At 71.3% G+C, this 18,275-nt stretch carries 16 protein-coding genes; 8 read left to right on the plus strand and 8 right to left on the minus strand.

From position 1 onward, the window contains the following. The 4 genes from ABT137_RS49995 to ABT137_RS50010 all read right to left on the minus strand — a co-directional run. Positions 1-271 (minus strand): 2-oxoglutarate dehydrogenase E1 subunit family protein (locus ABT137_RS49995; protein ID WP_351720511.1); only part of this gene is annotated, 271 nt, incomplete at its 3' end. A 326-nt stretch (positions 272-597) separates the two neighbouring features. Beyond that, positions 598-1,722, minus strand: coding sequence for a HAMP domain-containing sensor histidine kinase (locus ABT137_RS50000; protein ID WP_351720513.1), 1,125 nt, complete (start codon positions 1,720-1,722; stop codon positions 598-600). Then, positions 1,719-2,459 carry a response regulator transcription factor gene (locus ABT137_RS50005; RefSeq protein WP_093499134.1) on the minus strand — a complete coding sequence of 247 codons (741 nt, stop codon included), beginning with the start codon at positions 2,457-2,459 and terminating at the stop codon, positions 1,719-1,721. The genes ABT137_RS50000 and ABT137_RS50005 overlap by 4 nt, the downstream gene beginning before the upstream one ends. Positions 2,460-2,569: 110 nt before the next feature. Then, entirely contained in the window at positions 2,570-3,259 is a 690-nt protein-coding gene (locus ABT137_RS50010) for a spermidine synthase family protein (RefSeq protein ID WP_351720516.1), read from the minus strand. Positions 3,260-3,513: 254 nt separating this feature from the next. On the opposite strand from ABT137_RS50010, the gene ABT137_RS50015 reads away from it, so the two are divergent. After that, complete coding sequence (locus ABT137_RS50015) at positions 3,514-4,338, plus strand: rhomboid-like protein (RefSeq protein WP_351720518.1); 825 nt, start codon at positions 3,514-3,516, stop codon at positions 4,336-4,338. A gap of 4 nt (positions 4,339-4,342) precedes the next feature. On the opposite strand, the gene ABT137_RS50020 is transcribed toward ABT137_RS50015, so the two are convergent. Both ABT137_RS50020 and ABT137_RS50025 read right to left on the minus strand, forming a co-directional pair. After that, positions 4,343-5,830, minus strand: a complete 1,488-nt coding sequence (locus ABT137_RS50020) for a sulfatase family protein (protein ID WP_351720520.1) — start codon at positions 5,828-5,830, stop codon at positions 4,343-4,345. A 271-nt stretch (positions 5,831-6,101) separates the two neighbouring features. Beyond that, positions 6,102-6,854, minus strand: a complete 753-nt coding sequence (locus ABT137_RS50025; protein ID WP_351720539.1) for a GNAT family N-acetyltransferase — start codon at positions 6,852-6,854, stop codon at positions 6,102-6,104. A 234-nt stretch (positions 6,855-7,088) separates the two neighbouring features. On the opposite strand from ABT137_RS50025, the gene lon reads away from it, so the two are divergent. Further along, positions 7,089-9,509, plus strand: coding sequence for an endopeptidase La (lon, locus tag ABT137_RS50030; protein ID WP_351720521.1), 2,421 nt, complete (start codon positions 7,089-7,091; stop codon positions 9,507-9,509). Between the two features lie 61 nt (positions 9,510-9,570). Here the strand turns inward: lon and ABT137_RS50035 are convergent, their stop codons facing one another. Next, positions 9,571-10,386, minus strand: a complete 816-nt coding sequence (locus ABT137_RS50035) for a lysozyme (RefSeq protein WP_351720523.1) — start codon at positions 10,384-10,386, stop codon at positions 9,571-9,573. Between the two features lie 278 nt (positions 10,387-10,664). Between ABT137_RS50035 and ABT137_RS50040 the strand changes: the two genes are divergently transcribed. Then, positions 10,665-11,156 carry a MarR family winged helix-turn-helix transcriptional regulator gene (locus ABT137_RS50040; RefSeq protein WP_351720524.1) on the plus strand — a complete coding sequence of 164 codons (492 nt, stop codon included), beginning with the start codon at positions 10,665-10,667 and terminating at the stop codon, positions 11,154-11,156. A 49-nt stretch (positions 11,157-11,205) separates the two neighbouring features. On the opposite strand, the gene ABT137_RS50045 is transcribed toward ABT137_RS50040, so the two are convergent. Further along, positions 11,206-11,994, minus strand: coding sequence for a protein phosphatase 2C domain-containing protein (locus ABT137_RS50045; RefSeq protein WP_351720526.1), 789 nt, complete (start codon positions 11,992-11,994; stop codon positions 11,206-11,208). A 407-nt stretch (positions 11,995-12,401) separates the two neighbouring features. On the opposite strand from ABT137_RS50045, the gene ABT137_RS50050 reads away from it, so the two are divergent. From ABT137_RS50050 to ABT137_RS50070, 5 genes are read left to right on the plus strand one after another with little or no spacing between them, the layout of a single operon-like run. Continuing rightward, positions 12,402-15,278 carry a sensor histidine kinase gene (locus tag ABT137_RS50050; protein WP_351720529.1) on the plus strand — a complete coding sequence of 959 codons (2,877 nt, stop codon included), beginning with the start codon at positions 12,402-12,404 and terminating at the stop codon, positions 15,276-15,278. After that, on the plus strand, positions 15,275-15,778 hold the full coding sequence (locus ABT137_RS50055) for a roadblock/LC7 domain-containing protein (protein WP_351720531.1): 504 nt from the start codon (positions 15,275-15,277) through the stop codon (positions 15,776-15,778). The genes ABT137_RS50050 and ABT137_RS50055 overlap by 4 nt, the downstream gene beginning before the upstream one ends. Further along, on the plus strand, positions 15,775-16,197 hold the full coding sequence (locus ABT137_RS50060; RefSeq protein WP_351720532.1) for a DUF742 domain-containing protein: 423 nt from the start codon (positions 15,775-15,777) through the stop codon (positions 16,195-16,197). The genes ABT137_RS50055 and ABT137_RS50060 overlap by 4 nt, the downstream gene beginning before the upstream one ends. After that, positions 16,178-16,813 (plus strand): GTP-binding protein, encoded by a 636-nt coding sequence (locus ABT137_RS50065; protein WP_351720534.1) that lies wholly within the window; start codon positions 16,178-16,180, stop codon positions 16,811-16,813. The genes ABT137_RS50060 and ABT137_RS50065 overlap by 20 nt, the downstream gene beginning before the upstream one ends. Before the next feature lie 30 nt (positions 16,814-16,843). Continuing rightward, positions 16,844-18,100: a styrene monooxygenase/indole monooxygenase family protein gene (locus ABT137_RS50070; RefSeq protein WP_351720537.1), complete on the plus strand. Its 1,257-nt coding sequence runs from the start codon at positions 16,844-16,846 to the stop codon at positions 18,098-18,100. Positions 18,101-18,275 lie beyond the last annotated feature (175 nt).

Below are 18,275 nucleotides of genomic sequence, written 5' to 3' on the forward strand. Positions count from 1 at the left end.
CCCGCGAGGCGCAGCGCGTAGCTGTTGACGACGTCGTTGTGGCCGCCGCGCTTGACCAGGACCGGGTGCCGGTCGGTGGCCGTGTCGAGTTCGGCTTGTAGTCGGCAAAGAAGTCCCACCAGGCTCGGTCTACCGAATTCGGGTCCTGGAGGTACTGCTGATAGATCTCGTCGACGAGCCACTCGTTCGGTCCGAACGCGGCTGCGGGGTTCTTGCCCGCTTGGTCTGCGTCGGTCGAGATGCTCGAGTTACTGGGGGACTGTGGCGACACGGCGGCAACCGCCCTCTTCCGCTTCACAAGGTTATGGACAGCGGGAATAAAGGCTACGCCTCCAAGACCGCGAAGGTCAGGTCGGGCCGGTTCATCGTCGCGTAAGTCACATCGAAAACTGTGTTTCAGGGCTTGATATGGCGGGAAACAAGCGTGGTTGCGCTGCGCAAGGACTGAACCAGGCATGGCTCCGCCACGCCGGCGATCACCTCACACCGAAGCCCCGCGCGACATGCGCGGGGGCCGCACCTGATCACACGTGTCCGGCTGCGCGGACGGCCGTGCCGACCACAGATGGATCTTGAGGCTCCGGATCGAACTTTACGTCAACTTGGGACGGATGAAAGCCCTGGGAGAGTGACGATAATCCTGCAGCCCCGGTCGGATTCGGCCACACCGATCCGGCCGCCGTGCAGATCCACCGCCCACCGGGCGATCGCCAGGCCCAGCCCGGTGCCGCCGTCGCTGCCCGGACCGTGCGGCCGCCGCACGGCGCCGCGGTTGAAGCGCTCGAAGACGCGGTGCCACTCCGAGCGCGGAATGCCGGGACCCTCGTCCAGGACCTCCAGCTCCAGCGACTCCGGCTGCGGCCCGCGCCGCGCCTTCACGGTCACCCGACCGTGCGCCGGGCTGTGCTTGACCGCGTTGTCGATGAGGTTCGCCACGACCTGGTGGATGCGCTCCGGGTCGGCGTGCGCGGTCAGCTCGGGCGGCGAGACGTCGAGGTGCAGATGGACGTCGGTACGGGTGTGACTGCCGGAGTTCGAGGCGAGGCCGCGTGCCCCGACGACCATGTTGGCCTCCTTGAGCACACCTGACAGGTACGGCCACACCTCGAAGCGGCGCTGGCGCAGGGGGACCACGCCGTTGTCGAGCCGGGACAGGTCCAGGAGGGTCTCCACGAGCCGTCCGAGGCGCTCGGTCTGCTTCAGGGCCGTGCGCATCGTCTCGGTGTCCGGCTCGGCGATCCCGTCGACGACGTTCTCCAGGACGGCCCGCAGCCCCGCGATGGGCGTGCGCAGCTCGTGCGAGACGTTCGCGACCAGCTCCTTGCGCTGGCGGTCCTGGGCCTCCAGCTCGTCGGCCATGACGTTGATCGTCTCGGCCAGGTCGCCCAGCTCGTCCCGGCGGTTCTCGCGCACCCGGCGCGTGTAGTCGCCCTGCGATATCGACCGGGCCACCGCGTTCATGTCGTCCAGCGGCGCGGTGAGCGAATGCGCCACGAACTGCGTTATCAGCAGTGTGGCGATCATCGAGAAGACCGTGATGAAGCGCAGCTCCGTCTTGGTGTGCACCGCGACGATCGACAGACCGGTGGTGATCAGGACCGAGACGACGACCAGCGCGCCCAGCTTGGTCTTGATCGAGAACGGGCGTACCCCGCCCCAGGGCTCCTCCCCGGAGCCCCCCGGGCCCCCGGGGCCTCTTGGTCCGGCCGGCCCGGCGCTCATGGCGTCGGTGTCTCCAGCGCGTAGCCCACACCGTGCACGGTGCGGATCCGCTCGGCGCCGATCTTCCGGCGCAGCGCCTTGATGTGGCTGTCGACCGTGCGGGTGCCGGAGGCGTCCGCCCAGTCCCACACCTCGGCGAGCAGCTGCTCACGGGAGAGCACCGCCCGCGGGGTGTTCGCCAGGCACACGAGGAGGTCGAACTCGGTGGGGGTCAGGTGCACGTCCTCGCTGCGCACCCGGACCCGGCGCTGCGCGTGGTCGATCTCCAGCTCGCCGAGGCGCAGGATGCCCGAGCGGGGCGTGGAGGCCGCGATGGCCGCCCGCTCCACCCGTCGCAGCAGCACGTGCACGCGTGCCGCCAGCTCCCGCATGGAGAACGGCTTGGTCATGTAGTCGTCGGCGCCGACCCCGAGGCCGACCAGCATGTCGGTCTCGTCGTCCCGCGCGGTGAGCATCAGCACCGGCACCGGCCGGGCGGCCTGCACGCGCCGGCAGACCTCCAGACCGTCGAAGCCGGGCAGCATGATGTCGAGGATCAGCAGGTCGGGCTGCCAGGCCTCGGCGGTGTCGACGGCCGCCGGACCGTCGCCCGCTGTTTGCACGAGGAACCCCTCGGCGCGCAGGCGGGCCGCGATGGCGTCGACGATCGTGGGATCGTCCTCGACGACCAGAACCCGGCGCTGGGCGCCCTGGGTGGCCGTCGCCGTGCCGTTGTGGGAGGTGTGTGTCTGCTCCATCGCCCGCCCCTGTGTGCTTTCCGGAACCAGTGGGGTGATCCCATGACTGCGATTGACGCTTGAATGATCCGCGTCAGGGATGCACATTACGGGGACAGGAGGCGCACTCGCTATCCAGGGCGGACGGCAAGGTGAACGACGTCCGGAACGCCCCGGGCAACCGGGATCTCTTCGGTACGCACCCGTTGGAAACCGGCATTCCACAAGGTTCCCTCGAATTCCGCAGAGGGCTGCGCCGACCATACGGCAAGTACCCCGCCAGGCCTCAACACCCTTGCGCAGCCTGCGAGTCCGGCCGGTGAGTAGAGCCCCTCGTTGGCCTCGTCGACGGTCCAGCCGGGGCCGTTGTCGATGTCCAGGCACAGTGCGTCGAACGTGTCCGATGTCTCATTGACGTAAGTGACGAGATCGCTCTCGATGATCACCGTGCGCGGATCGGCGAACGCGCGGGCGGAGAGCGCGGCGAGCGGACCGTCCCGGTGCCAGCCGACGACCGCCGCCTCCCGCTCCACGACCGTGATCCGCCCCCAGTGGGGGTCCTGTGCGGCACGGGCGAGCGAGAACCCGACGCCCAGCCCGCCGATCAGCACCGCCGGCCCGCTCCGTCCGTCCAGCGCCCGGTACGCGGCGTCCACCAGTAACCGTTCCGAGCGTCCGTCGGAGGTGTCCATCAGGAAGCAGCCGTTGGCGATGATCTGGAGGAGCTCGCCGTGTCTGCGCAGCACCACCTCGCCGTACGGCCCGTCGCGCCGGTCCAGGACCACGGGGAGGCTGTCGGGCGCGGAGGCCGAGGTCGTCATGGCGGCCATCCTGCCCCAACAGGGCTTTGCGGCCACCCGAATTACGGGTGTCGGGCAGCCGCACGGGTGTCACCCGTTCGAGGGGCCGCCCGGCGCTTCGCGCCCGCGGGTGACAGGAAGCGGCTCGTATGGTTCCTCCTGACCCCTCTTGGTTCTTCAGAAAATCCTTTGAATCGTCCCCTGCGTGGCCCCGGTCACAGACAGCGGCTCGTGGGACGGCGAAGGGTGGGGTGAAACGGAAGGAGCGCCTCACCGTGGAACGGACCGCGAGGGCCGCATCGACGCCCACGCCCGAGCCCCTTCCCGCCGGGGACGTCGCCGCCCTCCTGGACGGCGTGCCCCGCCAGCGCGGCCCGGTCGCGGCGCCCGCACCGAAGACCCCGCACACCGCCCTGCACCTGCCCTTCCCGCGTCCGCTGACCTGGCGCGTGCGGCCCTGGCGACTCCTCCCCACCCCCACCGGCACCCCGGTCACCTTCACCTACACGGCGATCCTGGCCCTCACCTCGCTCTTCGCGAGCTGGGCCAGCCCCCGTCTCCTGGACGCGGTCTACCAGGACTCCAGCACCGACGTCGCCCACCTGCTGCGCACCCCGGTCTTCGTCCTGCTGGCCAGCGCGCTGTGGATCGCCGGCGGGCTGCTGTCGCCGTACGCGCTGGCCTTCGTGCTCGTCCTGACCGCGCTGGAGCGGCGGATAGGCGGTGCCCGCGCGATCCTCGTCTTCCTGACGGGCCATGTCCTGGCCACCCTCGCGACCGAGGTCCCGGTCGGCCTCGCGGTCCTGGTCGGCCACCTTCCCGACACCTCGCTGCACCGCCTCGACTACGGCATCAGCTTCGGCGTGGCCGCCAGCATCGGCGCGCTCTCCGGCCTCCTCGCCCCCCGGCTGCGCTGGCCGCTGCTCGCGCTGGTCGGCTACAGCCTCGTCACGGACCTCATCGCCTTCCAGGACCCGATGACCAATTGGGGCCACCTGATCTCGCTGGCCATCGGGACCGGGCTCTGGCCGGTGGTACGACGCTGGCGGCGGGAGCGCGTCCAGGACCTGGCCGCCGGCGTCGTCCCCGTCGCTCCCTGAGTGCTCAGCCGCGCCGCGCCGCCGCCAGCCCCTTCGCCAACTCCGGTATCCCGAGCGCCGCTTCCTGCTCGGCCGTGGCGCCGTGCAGGCGGTTGGTGAGCTGGTAGGGGTCGGCGGCCAGGTCGTAGAACTCGCGGAAGAGGACGGCGCCGTCGCCCTGCGTGGGCCGGCCCTGCCCGTCGAGGCGCGTGCGGTAGTACTCCGTGTACTGCGTGGACCTGCCGACGTGGGTGGCCCAGGTGTGGATCGGCTCCTGGTCCTGCCGGTTCCACCACCACTCGGCGAGGAGGCGGTCGCGGTCGTTGCGGGCATCGAGGAGCGAGTGGCCGTCGTGCGGGGTGTCCGGGGTGATGCCGGCCGCGTCCAGGAGGGTCGGGGCGATGTCGACATGGCCGGTGAGCCGGTCGTCGACGGTGCCCTTGCCCAGGCCGTGTGCGGGCCAGGACAGCCAGAACGGCACCTCCAGGCTCGGCCGGTACGGCACCGACTTGCGCAGCCAGCCGTGGTCCGCCCAGCACAGCCCGTGGTCGCTGGTGAACAGCACGAGGGTGTTCTCCAGCTGGCCCAGCGCGCGGAGCTTGTCCCGGAAGTCCCGCATCGCGTCGTCCACCGACAGCAGGGTGCGCAACTGGCGCCCGCGCAGCGCCTTTCCCTGGTCGTACGTGTGCTTCGCCGTGCGCAGGAACGGCGGCTTGTCGCTCTTGTCGCCCTCGTGGACGGAGGGCCGGCCGGGCCATTCCGGCACGCGCGCGTGCGCGTACCTCCGCTCCGGGATGTTGAGTTCGTGCGCGCTGCGGGTGGCGACGTACGCGAACCAGGGCCGGGTGTCGGTCCGGGACCTGTCGATGAAGGCGAGGGCGCGGTCCCTGATGACGTGGGTGTTGTAGCCGGGGATGTTCCGGACCGTGCCGCTGTCGTTGTAGTGGCCGTTGTAGTAGGCCACGGGCTCCTGCAGCAGCCACTCGTCGAAGTGCGGCGGGTTGTCGCCGGTGTGCCAGTAGTTGAGGTACTTGCCGAACAGGCCGGTGCGGTAGCCGGCCTCGTGCAACTGGCGCTGCACGGTGGTGTGCTGGTCGAGGTGGTACGGGTGGACGGTGTCCAGGACGCCGTGGTGGTGTGCGTACCGCCCCGACATGATCGAGGCCCGGGAGGGCGCGCAGAGCGGGGTGTTGGCATGCGCCCGCGCGAAGGTGACGCCCTGCCCGCCCAGCCAGTCGGCGGTACGCCGGACCGCCCAGTCCGTCTCCTTGGGCTGGTCGTCGGTGAGGACGAGGAGGATGTTCGGGCGCGGGTCGGTGCGGGGGAGGGGGGAGGCCGGGGGACGGCTTGCGGCGGGGGCCGCGGAGGCGGTGCGGGCGGGGGTGCCGGCGCCGTCGTCGCCGACGGCGCGCAGGGTCAACGGGACGGCGGCGGCGCCCGCCGCGACGACGGCGGCGCCGGTGAGCACGGCACGCCGGGCCGGCCGCTTGGGCGTCGGCTGTTTCTCACCCATGTGTCCCCCGAGCCCCGTGGTGTGCCGCCGTTCGCTGTGCATCCGCTGGCAGTTTCGGCTCAGTTCCTGTGAGTTGTGTTGCGGTGGTGTGGCGGTGCCGGATTCTCCTTCCGCCACAACGGTGATCAGCCCCGATGGCGTTGTCCGGCGGTGCCGGACCTGGCGGTGCCCATCGCCGTCGGGGGTTCCGGGTGGTTGCCGGGTGCGGGCTTCGTTCGGTTGCTCGCGCGGTTCCCCGCGCCCCTGTGGGGCGCTGATGCGGCGGCATCTGTCAGGTGGCCGGGGTCCAGACGTACGGGGTCGTTGTCGTGAGCGTCCTGAAGCCCAGCCGTTCGAGGATCGGGGCGCTGTCGTCCGAGGCCTCCACGAGGAGGTAGGGGGCGTTCCGGGCTGCCGCTCGGGTCGCTCGCAGGGCGACCAGGGCGCGGTAGATGCCCTTGCCGCGCCACTCGGCCAGCGTGGAGCCGCCCAGCAGCATGGCGAAGTCCGTGTCGGGCCGGAAGGCCACCCAGGCCGCCGAGACGACCTCTCCGGCGGCCTCGGCCACGTACACCTCGTTGTCGTCGGGGGCGACCGTGAGCCGGCCCCTCAGGTAGCCGGCGATCCACGCCATGTCCGCGCCCCACACCGCCGTCTCCAGCGCGGCGATCCGGTCCAGGTCCGCGTCGGCGGTGACCCGGCGCAGGGTCACGCCCCGGGGCAGGGCGGGTGCGGCCACGGCCAGTTCCCCGACCAGGGCGACCACGACCGTCTCCGGCGGCTCGGGCACGAAGCCCGCCGCCCGCAGCCGGCCGGGGAGGTCCGCCGGGTCGTCGTGCCCGCGCGTCTTCCACTCCATCGCCTCGCCGCGCGCCGCGAAGAAGTCCCGCTGCCGTGCGATCAGCGCGTCCAGTTCGGCGCCGCGCACACCGCCCCAGTCCCGCGGCCCGGTCACGAAGCCGCGGTGCTGGCCCACCACCCGGAGGGCGGGGCCGTCGTGCTCGTAGGTGATCCCGGGCGCGGGGACGGGCTGGACGGCGCGCATCTGGGCGTCGTAGGCGGCCAGCAGGGCAGCGGTGCTGTCGGTGTCGGTCACCGGCCGACCGTACGGGGAATGAGCCCGCTCCGATCAACTGTTTTCCGTTCGTAGGCCTCGGCCGTACGCCCCGTACGACCAGGTCGGCAGCCGATCGCTCACAGCGAACGCACGCCTGGGAACATTCGGTGGCTCACATGCATTGAGTCGGCATAACTCAAGTTGACTGCCGAAGGGGAGATCATGGCTTCGACGTCCGCATCACTCACCCTCCCTGTGCTGCCGCTCGACGGCGAGGTTGTGCTGCCCGGGATGGTGGTCCCGCTGGACCTGAAGGACCCTGATGTACGCGCCGCCGTCGAGGCCGCGCAGGCCGCCGCCCGTACCGAGCCCGGCAAGCCCAAGGTGCTGCTGGTGCCGCGGGTCGACGGGACCTACCCGAGCACCGGTGTGCTCGGCACTGTGGAGCAGGTCGGCCGCCTGGCCGACGGCGACCCGGGCGCGCTGATCCGCGGCCGCTACCGGGTGCGCATCGGCGCCGGCACCACCGGCCCTGGTGCCGCCCTGTGGGTGGAGGGCACCCGCATCGACGAGAACGTCCCGGACCCGGTGCCCGGTCATGTCACCGAACTGGTCAAGGAGTACAAGGCCCTCGCCACCACCTGGCTGCGCAAGCGCGGCGCCTGGCAGGTCGTGGACCGGGTGCAGGCCATCGACGACGTCTCCCAGCTCGCCGACAACTCCGGTTACTCGCCCTTCCTGACCACCGAGCAGAAGATCGAACTCCTGGAGACCGTCGACGCGGTCGCCCGCCTGAAGCTGGCCACCCAGCAGCTGCGCGACCACCTCGCCGAGCAGGACGTGGCGGAGACCATCGCCAAGGACGTCCAGGAGGGCGTCGACAAGCAGCAGCGCGAGTTCCTGCTCCGCCGTCAGCTGGAGGCGGTCCGCAAGGAGCTGCGCGAGCTGAACGGCGACGCCGCCAAGGACGGCGAGGAGTCCGACGACTACCGCTCCCGCGTGGAGGCCGCCGACCTGCCGGAGAAGGTTCGCGAGGCCGCCCTCAAGGAGGTCGACAAGCTGGAGCGGTCCAGCGACCAGTCGCCCGAGGGCTCGTGGATCCGCACCTGGCTGGACACGGTGCTGGAACTGCCGTGGAACGAGCGCACCGAGGACGAGTACGACATCCAGGGCGCCAAGGCGGTCCTGGACGCCGAGCACGCCGGCCTGGAGGACGTGAAGGAGCGGATCACCGAGTACCTGGCGGTGCGCAAGCGCCGTAGCGACCGGGGGCTCGGGGTCATCGGCGGACGCCGTGGCGGTGCCGTGCTGGCGCTGGTCGGTCCGCCCGGTGTCGGCAAGACCTCGCTCGGTGAGTCCGTCGCCCATGCCATGGGGCGGAAGTTCGTCCGGGTCGCCCTCGGCGGCGTCCGGGACGAGGCCGAGATCCGTGGTCACCGGCGTACGTACGTGGGTGCGCTGCCCGGCCGGATCGTCCGGGCCATCAAGGAGGCCGGTTCGATGAACCCGGTCGTCCTGCTCGACGAGATCGACAAGGTGGGGTCCGACTTCCGGGGCGACCCGGCGGCCGCCCTGCTCGAAGTCCTGGACCCGGCGCAGAACCACACCTTCCGCGACCACTACCTGGAGGTCGAGCTCGACCTGTCCGACGTCGTCTTCCTCGCCACCGCCAACGTCCTGGAGGCGATCCCGGAGGCCCTGCTCGACCGTATGGAGCTGGTCCGCCTGGACGGTTACACCGAGGACGAGAAGGTCGTCATCGCCCGTGACCACCTGCTCCCGCGCCAGCTGGAGCGGGCGGGCATCGACAAGGACGAGGTCGTCCTGGAGGAGAGCGCGCTGCGCAAGCTGGCCGGCGAGTACACCCGGGAGGCAGGCGTCCGCACCCTGGAGCGGTCGATCGCCCGGCTGCTGCGCAAGGTCGCGGCCCAGCACGAACTGGGCCAGCGGGAGCTGCCGTTCACCATCAGGGACGAGGACCTGCGCGCCCTGATCGGCCGGCCGCACCATGTGCCCGAGTCCGCCCAGGACCCGGCCGAGCGCCGTACGGCGGTCCCGGGTGTGGCGACCGGGCTCGCGGTCACCGGAGCGGGTGGTGACGTCCTCTTCGTGGAGGCGTCGCTGGCCGACCCGGAGACGGGCGCGGCGGGGCTGACCCTCACCGGTCAGCTGGGTGACGTGATGAAGGAGAGCGCGCAGATCGCCCTGTCCTTCCTCCGCTCGCACGGCGCCGAACTGGAACTCCCGGTCGGCGACCTGAAGGACCGGGGTGTGCACATCCACTTCCCGGCGGGCGCGGTCCCGAAGGACGGCCCCAGCGCCGGCGTCACGATGACGACGGCCCTCGCGTCGCTGCTCTCCGGGCGGCTGGTCCGCACGGACGTGGCGATGACCGGCGAGGTCTCGCTGACCGGCCGGGTGCTGCCCATCGGCGGCGTGAAGCAGAAGCTGCTCGCCGCCCAGCGCGCCGGGGTGGCGACCGTCATCATCCCGAAGCGCAACGAGGCCGACCTGGACGACGTCCCGGCCGAGGTGCTGGACAAGCTCGACGTCCACGCCGTGACCGACGTCCGTCAGGTCCTGGAGCTGGCGCTCGCGCCCGCCACGAACGGCGCGGCGCCGGAGGTTCCGGTAGCGGCGTGACGGACGCTGCCGGATGCAGAAGAAGGCCCGGGTCCCCGCGAGGAGACCCGGGCCTTCGCGCTCAGCCGTTGGCCAGTGCCACCACTCGGTCGATGGCCCCGTTGAACTTGTCGTGGTCCCCGACCGTCGGTCCGGTCGACGTGTACTGCCACATCGTGTACGTCGACCAGCCGGCCGGCAGCGTGCCCACCTCCGAGGCGTAGCGGGCGACCCACAGCGGGTTGGTGGCGCCGAAGCCGCTGTAGTTGCCGGTGCAGTCCGTCCACCAGCTCGTGGCCGTGTAGATGACCGCGGCCCGGCCGGTCCGGGCCTTGTACCGGTTCAGGAAGTCGGTGATCCAGGTGACCATCCCGCTCTTGGATTTGCCGTAGCACGCTGCGCCGTACGGGTTCCACTCGATGTCGAGGACGCCGGGAAGGGTCCGGCCGTCCTTCGACCAGCCGCCGCCGTGGTCGACGAAGTAGTCGGCCTGTGCGGCGCCGCCCGCGGTGTCCGGGGTCGCGAAGTGGTAGGCGCCGCGGATCATGCCGACGTCGTAGGAGCCGTTGTACTGCTGGGCGAAGGAGGGGTTCGTGTAGTACGTGCCTTCCGACGCCTTGGAGTACGCCCATCTGACCCCGCTGCCCAGCAGGGTCGGCCAGGAGACGTCGCCCTGGTAGCTGGCGACGTCGACGCCTTCGGTCTGGGTGGCGAGCCCGGTCTTGGGCGTGCCGGTCTGGCCGTCGTGGGCCAGGACGCCGATGCCCATGTACGCCGAGCCGCGGGCCGGGACGGCCGGGCCGGACGCGTCGGCGTGGGCGGGGCCCGGGGAGAGTGCCGCGAACAGCAGCACCAGCAGGCCGGTGAGGAGGGTGGGGGCGGGTCTGTGCACGGGCATGACGTGCCTCCGTGGGGTGAGGTAGGGGTCCCAGGTATGCCAGAGGCGGTCGGTGCGCGCGGCGCGACACGACGCAGTGTCACACGGCACGACGCGATTGCATGACGTGGGCATGCCAGCGATTGCCTTGGTGCAGACGCTACGCACGGGCCGGACCCCGGGGGAAGGGGGTCCGGAGGCCGCCGTTGGTCTACGCCTGCGGAATACTTGGCGAGCTGCGGCGATGACGGGGCTTGACGGAAACTTTCAGGACTGCGAAACCGATCAGGGGTGCTGACGTGCACGAGGACGAAAAGGGCGACGAACGGCGCGCCGCCACCGGGTTGACGCCGAGCGGTGCGGACCAGGAGTTCCTGGCCCTGGAACGCGAGTTGACGGTGCTGCTGCGCCGCGCCCGGGCCAGCCAGGGGGAGATGGCCCGGGAGGTCCACCCCGACCTGGAGTCCGCCGCGTACGGACTGCTCGTACGGCTCGACGAGTGCGGTGCCCAGCGCGCGACCGAACTGGCCGCCTACGTCGGCGTCGGCAAGGCCACCATGTCCCGCCAGCTGCGCGCCCTGGAGGAGCTCGGCCTGATCGCCCGGGAGCCCGACCCGGCCGACGGACGGGCCTGGCTGGTCGCCCTCACCGACGAGGGCCGGCTCCGGGTCGGCACGGTCCGCGAGGCCCGCCGCGGCCGCTACGTCCGCCAGCTCGCCCACTGGGACCGCGCCGAGGTCGCGGAACTGGCCCGGCTGCTGAACCAGTTGAACGGCGTCATGGAGAAGTAGCCGCCGCCGGGCTGCCGCCGGGCCGCTACCGGGCTGCCGCCGGGGGGCTTCACAGCTCCACGTACACCACCGTCGCGTCGTCGTGCGTCTTGCTCCGCCGCAGGAACACCCGCTCCTCCCGGTCGGCCGCCTCCAGCTCGCGCACGCGGCCGACCAGCGCCCGCGCACCCTCCTTGCGCACGACGTCCAGGAGGGCCGTCCAGTCGCCCTCGCGGAACTTCTCCGTCCAGCGGGTCGCCCCGTCCGTGAGGGCGGCCAGCGCGCGGACCTCGGCGCTGGGCACGGTCCCGGTGACCGCGCGGGCGGCCACCGCGGGGTCGGCGGCGGCCGTGAAGAAGCCGCCCTCCTTGTTGCGGACCGTGGCGTCGGCGATCGCGTCCGAGGCCAGCGAGGCGCGCGGCACCCGGTCCAGCCGGTCGTCCAGGACCGGGGTGACCGTGCCGTCGGGTGACCGCAGGAGCAGCACCGAGTCGGACAGGACCAGGAACTCCACGGTCTCCGCGGACCAGCGGCTCAGCACGACCGTCGCCTGAGGGGTGCGCGGGTGAGAAAGGTCACAGGTGGCACCATGTGCGGCGGCTGTGCGGGCGATCGCCTGTTCGAGGATCTCCCGCAGCGTCAGATCCCCTCGCGAAACGGTCAGTTCGGTCAGGGCGCCGCCCAGCCGTGCGGTGAACCAGTGGACGGAATGCAGACACCCGGTGCCGTCCGGGGGTGGCGTGACTCCGTCCAGGACGATCACGCAACCCCCCTGCCCCGAGGCGGGAAGCCCGACACCGGCGAAGTCCTCGTTGGGGCGGTCGGGGGCGCCGGGTTCCGAAACGACTTCAGTACGCATTCGGCCAGTCTGCACGACCCCTTCACGGGCTTCACCAAAGGCTGGCAACGACCCCGGAATTGATACGGCCCCGCAGGTCAGCCGCCTGATTTGGGGTGGAATGGCGTACTCCGGGAAGGTGCGGTGGCGAATCCTGTCAAAGCCTGCCGTCCGCGTCCAACCGGCCAGCCGGAAAAGGCACCCGCACAGTCCGCAGGAACTTGCCCGCCAACTCCCCTCCGATGTTCACTCCTTCGGGTGGCGGGTCGGGTGATGTGAGACCACTGCCCACCGGCGCTGGGAGGGTCGGGGACCGATATACAGGCGCACGCGTCGGGTGCGTGCACCACTTGGCACCGAAATGCCGGGGATCATGACGGGGTGCCACCCAGCCCCTTGGGTACACGAGTTCAGGAATGCGAGCACCGGTGCAGAAGACGCGGCCTCGGCGCACAGGCAAGAAGACGGCCTCCGAAACGGGCGCCGCGGCCCCCGTCGGCACCGGCCGCCCCAAGCACGTCCGCACCCGGCTGATCGTGGCCGTGGCCGTGGTCGCCGCGGCGATAGCGGGCGCCGGAGCGCCCGCCCTGCTCACCGCCTCCGGGCAGCTGAGCGACTCCCAGGACCTGGTGACCCTGTCCGGCCGCACCGAGGACACGCTGGCCCTCGCCAACTCGCTCGCCGACGAGCGTGACGAGGTCACCTCCTACATCGCGGCCGGCCGCCCCAAGTCCAAGGCGCCCTCCGAGGACCGCAGCGCCCGCGTCGACCGCCAGGTCGAGGACCTGCGCGCGGACACCGACGCCCCCGGCTGGCTGCGCACCGACCTCGACGGCATCGCCGCCGTCCGCCGCTCCGCCCTCACCGGCAAGAGCACGGCCCTCGAAGCGCACCAGGCGTACTCGGCGACCATCACCGAACTGCACCGGCTCGCCGAGCAACTGGCCGAGCAGATGCCCCCCAGGGCCGGCTCCGGCGCCTACGCGCTCGCCGAACTGGACTCCGCCGTCCAGCAGTCCGCGGCCGCCCGGGGCCTGCTCCTCGCGGCCCTGAACATCCCGAGCACCACCCAGAGCACGATCGACCCGCTCACCGGCCTCGCCACGACGACCAAGGTCACCTCCGCCGCCGACCAGAAGCAGCGCGACGCGCTCACCGCCGCCGCCCAGCAGGCCAGGCTGCGCGCCGACGCGGCCCTCGCCGACTTCCGCGACACCGCGCCCAAGGCGGCGGTCGACTCGTACGACTCCACGGTCACCGGCGGTGACGTCAACGACGCCGACAAGTACCTGGCCGCCCTCACCGACCAGCCGACCCTCTCCGACGACGACCTCGGCACCGGCACCAAGAAGCTGGACGCGGCGCTGACCGCCCGGGTGGACCTGATGCGGGGTGTGGAGTCCGCTCTCTACGACCACCGCACCAAGGACCTCGAGGCGCTCCGCGACGACGACGTCACCGCGCTGGAGATCCGCGTCGCGGTGGTCGGCGCCCTGATGCTGGTCGCGGTCGGCATCGCCACGGCCATGGCCCGCACCCTCACCCGCCCGCTCTCCGTGCTCCGCCGGGGCTCGGCCCGCCTCGCCGAGGCCGAGGACCCGCGCACCGCGGAACCGGTCGCCTTCACCGGCCGCAACGACGAGTTCGCCCAGGTCGTCCGCTCCGTCAACGCCCTGCACGCGCACGCCGCCGAGCTCTACGACCGCATCGCCACCCTGGAGACCGACCGCAAGCACCTGGTCGGCCAGCGCCAGAAGATGGCCGACGCCCGCGAGGAGCTGCGCGCCGAGGTCACCGACGCGGCCACCCAGCTGGAACGGCTGCGCACCAGCATCGGCGGCACCTTCGTCAACCTCGCGCTGCGCACGCTCGGCCTGGTGGAGCGTCAGCTGGCCGTGATCGAGACCCTGGAGGAGCGCGAACAGGACCCCGACCGCCTGTCGACCCTCTTCAAGCTCGACCACTTCGCCACGGTCATGCGCCGCCACAGCGAGAACCTCCTGGTCCTCGCCGGCACCGAACACGTCCAGCAGCACGCGGGCCCGATCCCGCTGGTGGACGTCGTCCGGGCGGCGGTCAGCGAGATCGAGCGCTACGAGCGGGTCCGGATCGCGGCCCTCCCGCCGCACGCGCACGTGGCCGGGTTCGCGGCCGACGACCTCTCCCACCTCCTCGCCGAGCTCATGGAGAACGCCACCGCGTCCTCCCCGCCCGACGTCCCCGTCGAGGTCTCCGGCTGGCTGCTGGAGAGCGGCGAGGTCATGCTCTCCGTCCAGGACGAGGGCATCGGCATGACCGCCGACCGCATGGTCCGCCTCAACGGCCGCCTCGCCGACTTCGACCCCGAGTCGCCCTACGACCAGGAGGGCGAGGACGGTCTCGGCCTCGGCCTCTACGTGGTGGCCCGGCTGGCCCACCGGCACGGCGTCCGCGTCCAGCTCCGCGAGCAGAAGCAGGGCGGGGTGGCGGCGGTCGTGGTCCTGCCCCAGCCGCTGCTGGCCCAGGCCCCGCGGACCGCGGTCCCCTCGCCCACGACGACCTCGGCCGGCGCCCACGCCTTCTCCCTCCCCGGCGCGGACGCGGAGGTCAACTCCAACGTCCTGTACGGCCGCTCGGCGTCCGGCGACCCGCTGGTGACGCTGGCGGAGAAGGCGGTACGGGAGGCGGACGGGCACGGCGCAGCCGTGAAGGGGGCCGACGAGGAAGCCCTAGCGGTACGGCGGGCCGAAGACGACGCCGTACACGAGCAGGCGGCCCCACCGAAGTCGGCGGACCCCGAGCCGACGGCCCGCCCGAAGGCTCCGGCGGAGACGTTCGCCGAGACGACGATGGAGCTGCTGGTCCCGCTGGAGCCGGAGGCGGGTACGGCGGGGGAGCACGCGCACCCTGCCGACGCCGGCGCTCACGCCCGCCCGCTGCCCGCGGCCGCCCACGGCGAGTACGCCCCGCAGGGGCCGCCCGCGCCCGACCACGAAACCCGCACGGGTGGTGCGGGTGGGAGCGAAATCTCCGAAGGCGAAGCCGACGACGACGAGGTCACCAGCAAGGGCCTCCCCAAGCGCACGCCGAAGATCAGCGCCCCCGCCCCGTCGCCCCGCCAGCGCAGCACCGGCGTCGACGCGGACGCCCTCCGCCGCAGGCTCGGCGGCTTCCGCCGGGGCGCCGACGCCGGACGGCGTGACGTCGAGGCGGAGATCGCCGAGCAGACCGGCCAGAACCAGGTGCCGAGCACCGTACGAGCCGTACCCGGAACAGCCGTTTCCGAAGAAGCCACGGGGGGCACTGTCGAGGAGGCAAGCAGTTGACCGCGCCCAGTACCTTCGGACTGAGCAGTGAGGCCCGTAACCTGCACTGGCTGCTGAGCAACCTCATCGAGGAGGTGCCCGGGATCCAGTCGGTCGCCGTGGTCTCCTCCGACGGACTGCTCCTGCTCTCCTCGGACCCCGGCCAGAACGAGGCGGCCCGCGAGGCCAGGAACGAGAAACGGACGGGCCCGCGCGGCTCCGCCGCCGACCTCGCCACCATCGTCTCCGGCATCGGCAGCCTCACGGTCGGCGCCGCCCGGCTGATGGACTTCGGCCCGGTCAAGCACACGATGGTCGCGATGGACGAGGGCAGCCTCTTCGTGATGTCGATCAGCGACGGCTCGCTGCTGGGCGTGCACGGCAGCGCGGAGTGCGACATGAGCGTGGTGGCCTATCACATGGCACTGTTCGTCGGCCGCGCCGGTCACGTCCTCACCCCCGAACTCCGCACCGAGCTACGCAAGTCCCTAGAGGCCGACGCGACGAGGAGCGGCCGATGAGCAACGCGCCGAAGAACCGCATGCAGAACCTCCCGGTACGCGGCGGCGACCGCAAACCCGCCCGCGTCCGCCCCTACTCGCTCACCGGCGGCCGTACCCGCTTCGGCCACGTCCTCCTCGTGGAGACGTTCGTGGCGGCCCTTGAGGCCCCGGAGGAGCGCAAGGAACTGACGAATGGTTCCCTCAGCACCCGGGTGATGCCGGAGATGCAGGCCATCGTCGAACTGTGCCGCCGTATGCGCACGGTGGCCGAGATCGCCGCGCTGCTGAAGATGCCGCTCGGCGTGGTCCGGGTCCTGCTCAGCGACCTCGCGGACCAGGGAAAGATCCGTGTGTACGGAACCGGTACCGGACACGGCGTCGGCCGCCCGGACCGCGCTCTGCTGGAAAGGGTGCTGAGTGGACTACGCCGTCTCTGACGCCACCGGCGTCAACCCGCTCCTCGACGAGGAGGAGCAGCCGCGGTCCTGGCAGACGGACCGCACCCGGGCCCCCATCGCGACGAAGATCGTCGTGGCGGGCGGCTTCGGCGTCGGCAAGACCACGCTGGTCACCGCCGTCTCGGAGATCACGCCCCTGCAGACCGAGGCGCTGATGACCGAGGCGAGCGAGGAGACCGACGACCTCACCGCCACGCCCGGCAAGCTGACCACCACCGTGGCCATGGACTTCGGCCGCATCACGCTCGACGACGACCTGGTGCTCTACCTGTTCGGCACGCCGGGCCAGCAGCGGTTCTGGTTCATGTGGGACGACCTGGTGCGCGGTGCGATCGGCGCCGTCGTCCTCGCGGACACCCGGCGGCTGAAGGACTGCTTCCCGGCGCTGGACTACTTCGAGAGCTGCGGGCTGCCGTACGTCGTCGCGGTCAACCACTTCGACGGCAGCGAGCGCTTCGAACCCGAGGACGTGCGGGAGGCATTGACGATCCCTCCGCGCATCCCTGTAATGATCATGGACGCCCGCCGTCGGATCTCGGCCATCGAGACGCTGCTGTCCCTGGTCGCCCACGCGCTGGACGAAACCCCCGAGTAGTTCTGCTGAACCCTTAGGAGCCACCACCGCATGCGGAAGATACTCGTCGTGGGGGCCGGCCAGGCCGGTCTCCAGCTCGCCCTCGGCCTCCAGTCGCACGGCTACGAGGTCACCCTGATGTCGAACCGGACCGCGGACGAGATCCGCTCCGGCCGGGTCATGTCGACGCAGTGCATGTTCCACACGGCACTGCAGCACGAGCGCGATCTCCAGCTGAACTTCTGGGAGTCCCAGGCCCCGAAGATCGAAGGACTCGGTGTCTCGGTCGCCGCCCCCGGCTCCTGGGGCGAGGGCCCCGCGGCCCGCGCGATCGACTGGGTGGGCAAGCTCGACGGGTACGCGCAGTCGGTCGACCAGCGGGTGAAGATGGCCGGCTGGATGGAGACCTTCGCGCAGCGCGGCGGCCAGCTGGTCATCCACGGCGCGGCGGTCGGCGACCTCGACTACTTCGCCCGTACCTACGACCTGGTGCTGGTCTCGGCAGGCAAGGGCGAGCTGGTCCAGATGTTCGGCCGCGACGCCTCCCGCTCCCCCTACACGGAGCCGCAGCGGGCGCTGGCCGTCTCCTACGTCCACGGTCTCGGCCCCCGCCCCGAGCACCCGGACTACTACGCGGTCCGCTGCAACCTGGTCCCCGGCGTCGGCGAGCTCTTCGTCATGCCGACCCTGACCACCTCGGGACCCGCCGACATCCTCTTCTGGGAGGGCATACCCGGCGGCCCGCTGGACGTCTTCAACGGCGTCAAGGACCCCTCGGAGCACCTCTCCCTGACCCTGGAACTCATGGAGCGGTACACCCCCTGGGAGCACGCGCGGGCCACCAAGGTCGAACTGACCGACGCCGGCGGCACCCTCGCCGGCCGCTACGCCCCCACCGTCCGCAACCCGATCGGCCGCCTCCCCGGCGGCGGCCTGGTCCTCGGCGTCGCGGACGTCGTCGTCGCCAACGACCCGATCACCGGCCAGGGCTCCAACTCGGCCTCCAAGTGCGCCGCCTCCTACCTCGCCTCGATCCTCGAACAGGGCGAGAAGGAGTTCGACGAGACCTGGATGCAGGAGACGTTCGACCGCTACTGGAACACGGCCCAGCACGTCACCAAGTGGACGAACGCCATGCTGGCGCCCCCGCCGGAGCACATCCTCAACCTCATCGGCGCGGCAGGCCAGCTCCAGCCGGTCGCCAACCGCTTCGCCAACGGCTTCAACGACCCCGCCGACTACGAGAACTTCTTCTACGAGCCCGAGAAGACAGAGGCGTACCTGGCTTCGGTGGCCGGCGCCGCCTGATCCGGCAGGCCGGATTTCGGCCGCGGGTGCGTGGTGGCTGGTCGCGCAGTTCCCCGCGCCCCTAAAGGGGCGCACTGCAGCGCCCCAAGAAGATAGAAAAAGTGACAACTTTGAAGAGATAAATGAAAGCGCATCCTTTATTATATGTTATACATCAGGTACAACAGGAAAACCG

This window comes from Streptomyces sp. NPDC001980, assembly GCF_040296885.1.
Classification (GTDB): domain Bacteria; phylum Actinomycetota; class Actinomycetes; order Streptomycetales; family Streptomycetaceae; genus Streptomyces.

What these genes read in the sequence shown, in the direction of transcription:
- ABT137_RS50000 (WP_351720513.1), bottom strand. Translation starts at nt 1,722, where the DNA reads ATGAGCGCCGGGCCGGCCGGACCAAGAGGCCCCGGGGGCCCGGGGGGC.
- ABT137_RS50005 (WP_093499134.1), bottom strand. Translation starts at nt 2,459, where the DNA reads ATGGAGCAGACACACACCTCCCACAACGGCACGGCGACGGCCACCCAG.
- ABT137_RS50010 (WP_351720516.1), bottom strand. Translation starts at nt 3,259, where the DNA reads ATGACGACCTCGGCCTCCGCGCCCGACAGCCTCCCCGTGGTCCTGGAC.
- ABT137_RS50020 (WP_351720520.1), bottom strand. Translation starts at nt 5,830, where the DNA reads ATGGGTGAGAAACAGCCGACGCCCAAGCGGCCGGCCCGGCGTGCCGTG.
- ABT137_RS50025 (WP_351720539.1), bottom strand. Translation starts at nt 6,854, where the DNA reads ATGCGCGCCGTCCAGCCCGTCCCCGCGCCCGGGATCACCTACGAGCAC.
- lon (WP_351720521.1), top strand. Translation starts at nt 7,089, where the DNA reads ATGGCTTCGACGTCCGCATCACTCACCCTCCCTGTGCTGCCGCTCGAC.
- ABT137_RS50035 (WP_351720523.1), bottom strand. Translation starts at nt 10,386, where the DNA reads ATGCCCGTGCACAGACCCGCCCCCACCCTCCTCACCGGCCTGCTGGTG.
- ABT137_RS50045 (WP_351720526.1), bottom strand. Translation starts at nt 11,994, where the DNA reads ATGCGTACTGAAGTCGTTTCGGAACCCGGCGCCCCCGACCGCCCCAAC.
- ABT137_RS50060 (WP_351720532.1), top strand. Translation starts at nt 15,775, where the DNA reads ATGAGCAACGCGCCGAAGAACCGCATGCAGAACCTCCCGGTACGCGGC.
- ABT137_RS50070 (WP_351720537.1), top strand. Translation starts at nt 16,844, where the DNA reads ATGCGGAAGATACTCGTCGTGGGGGCCGGCCAGGCCGGTCTCCAGCTC.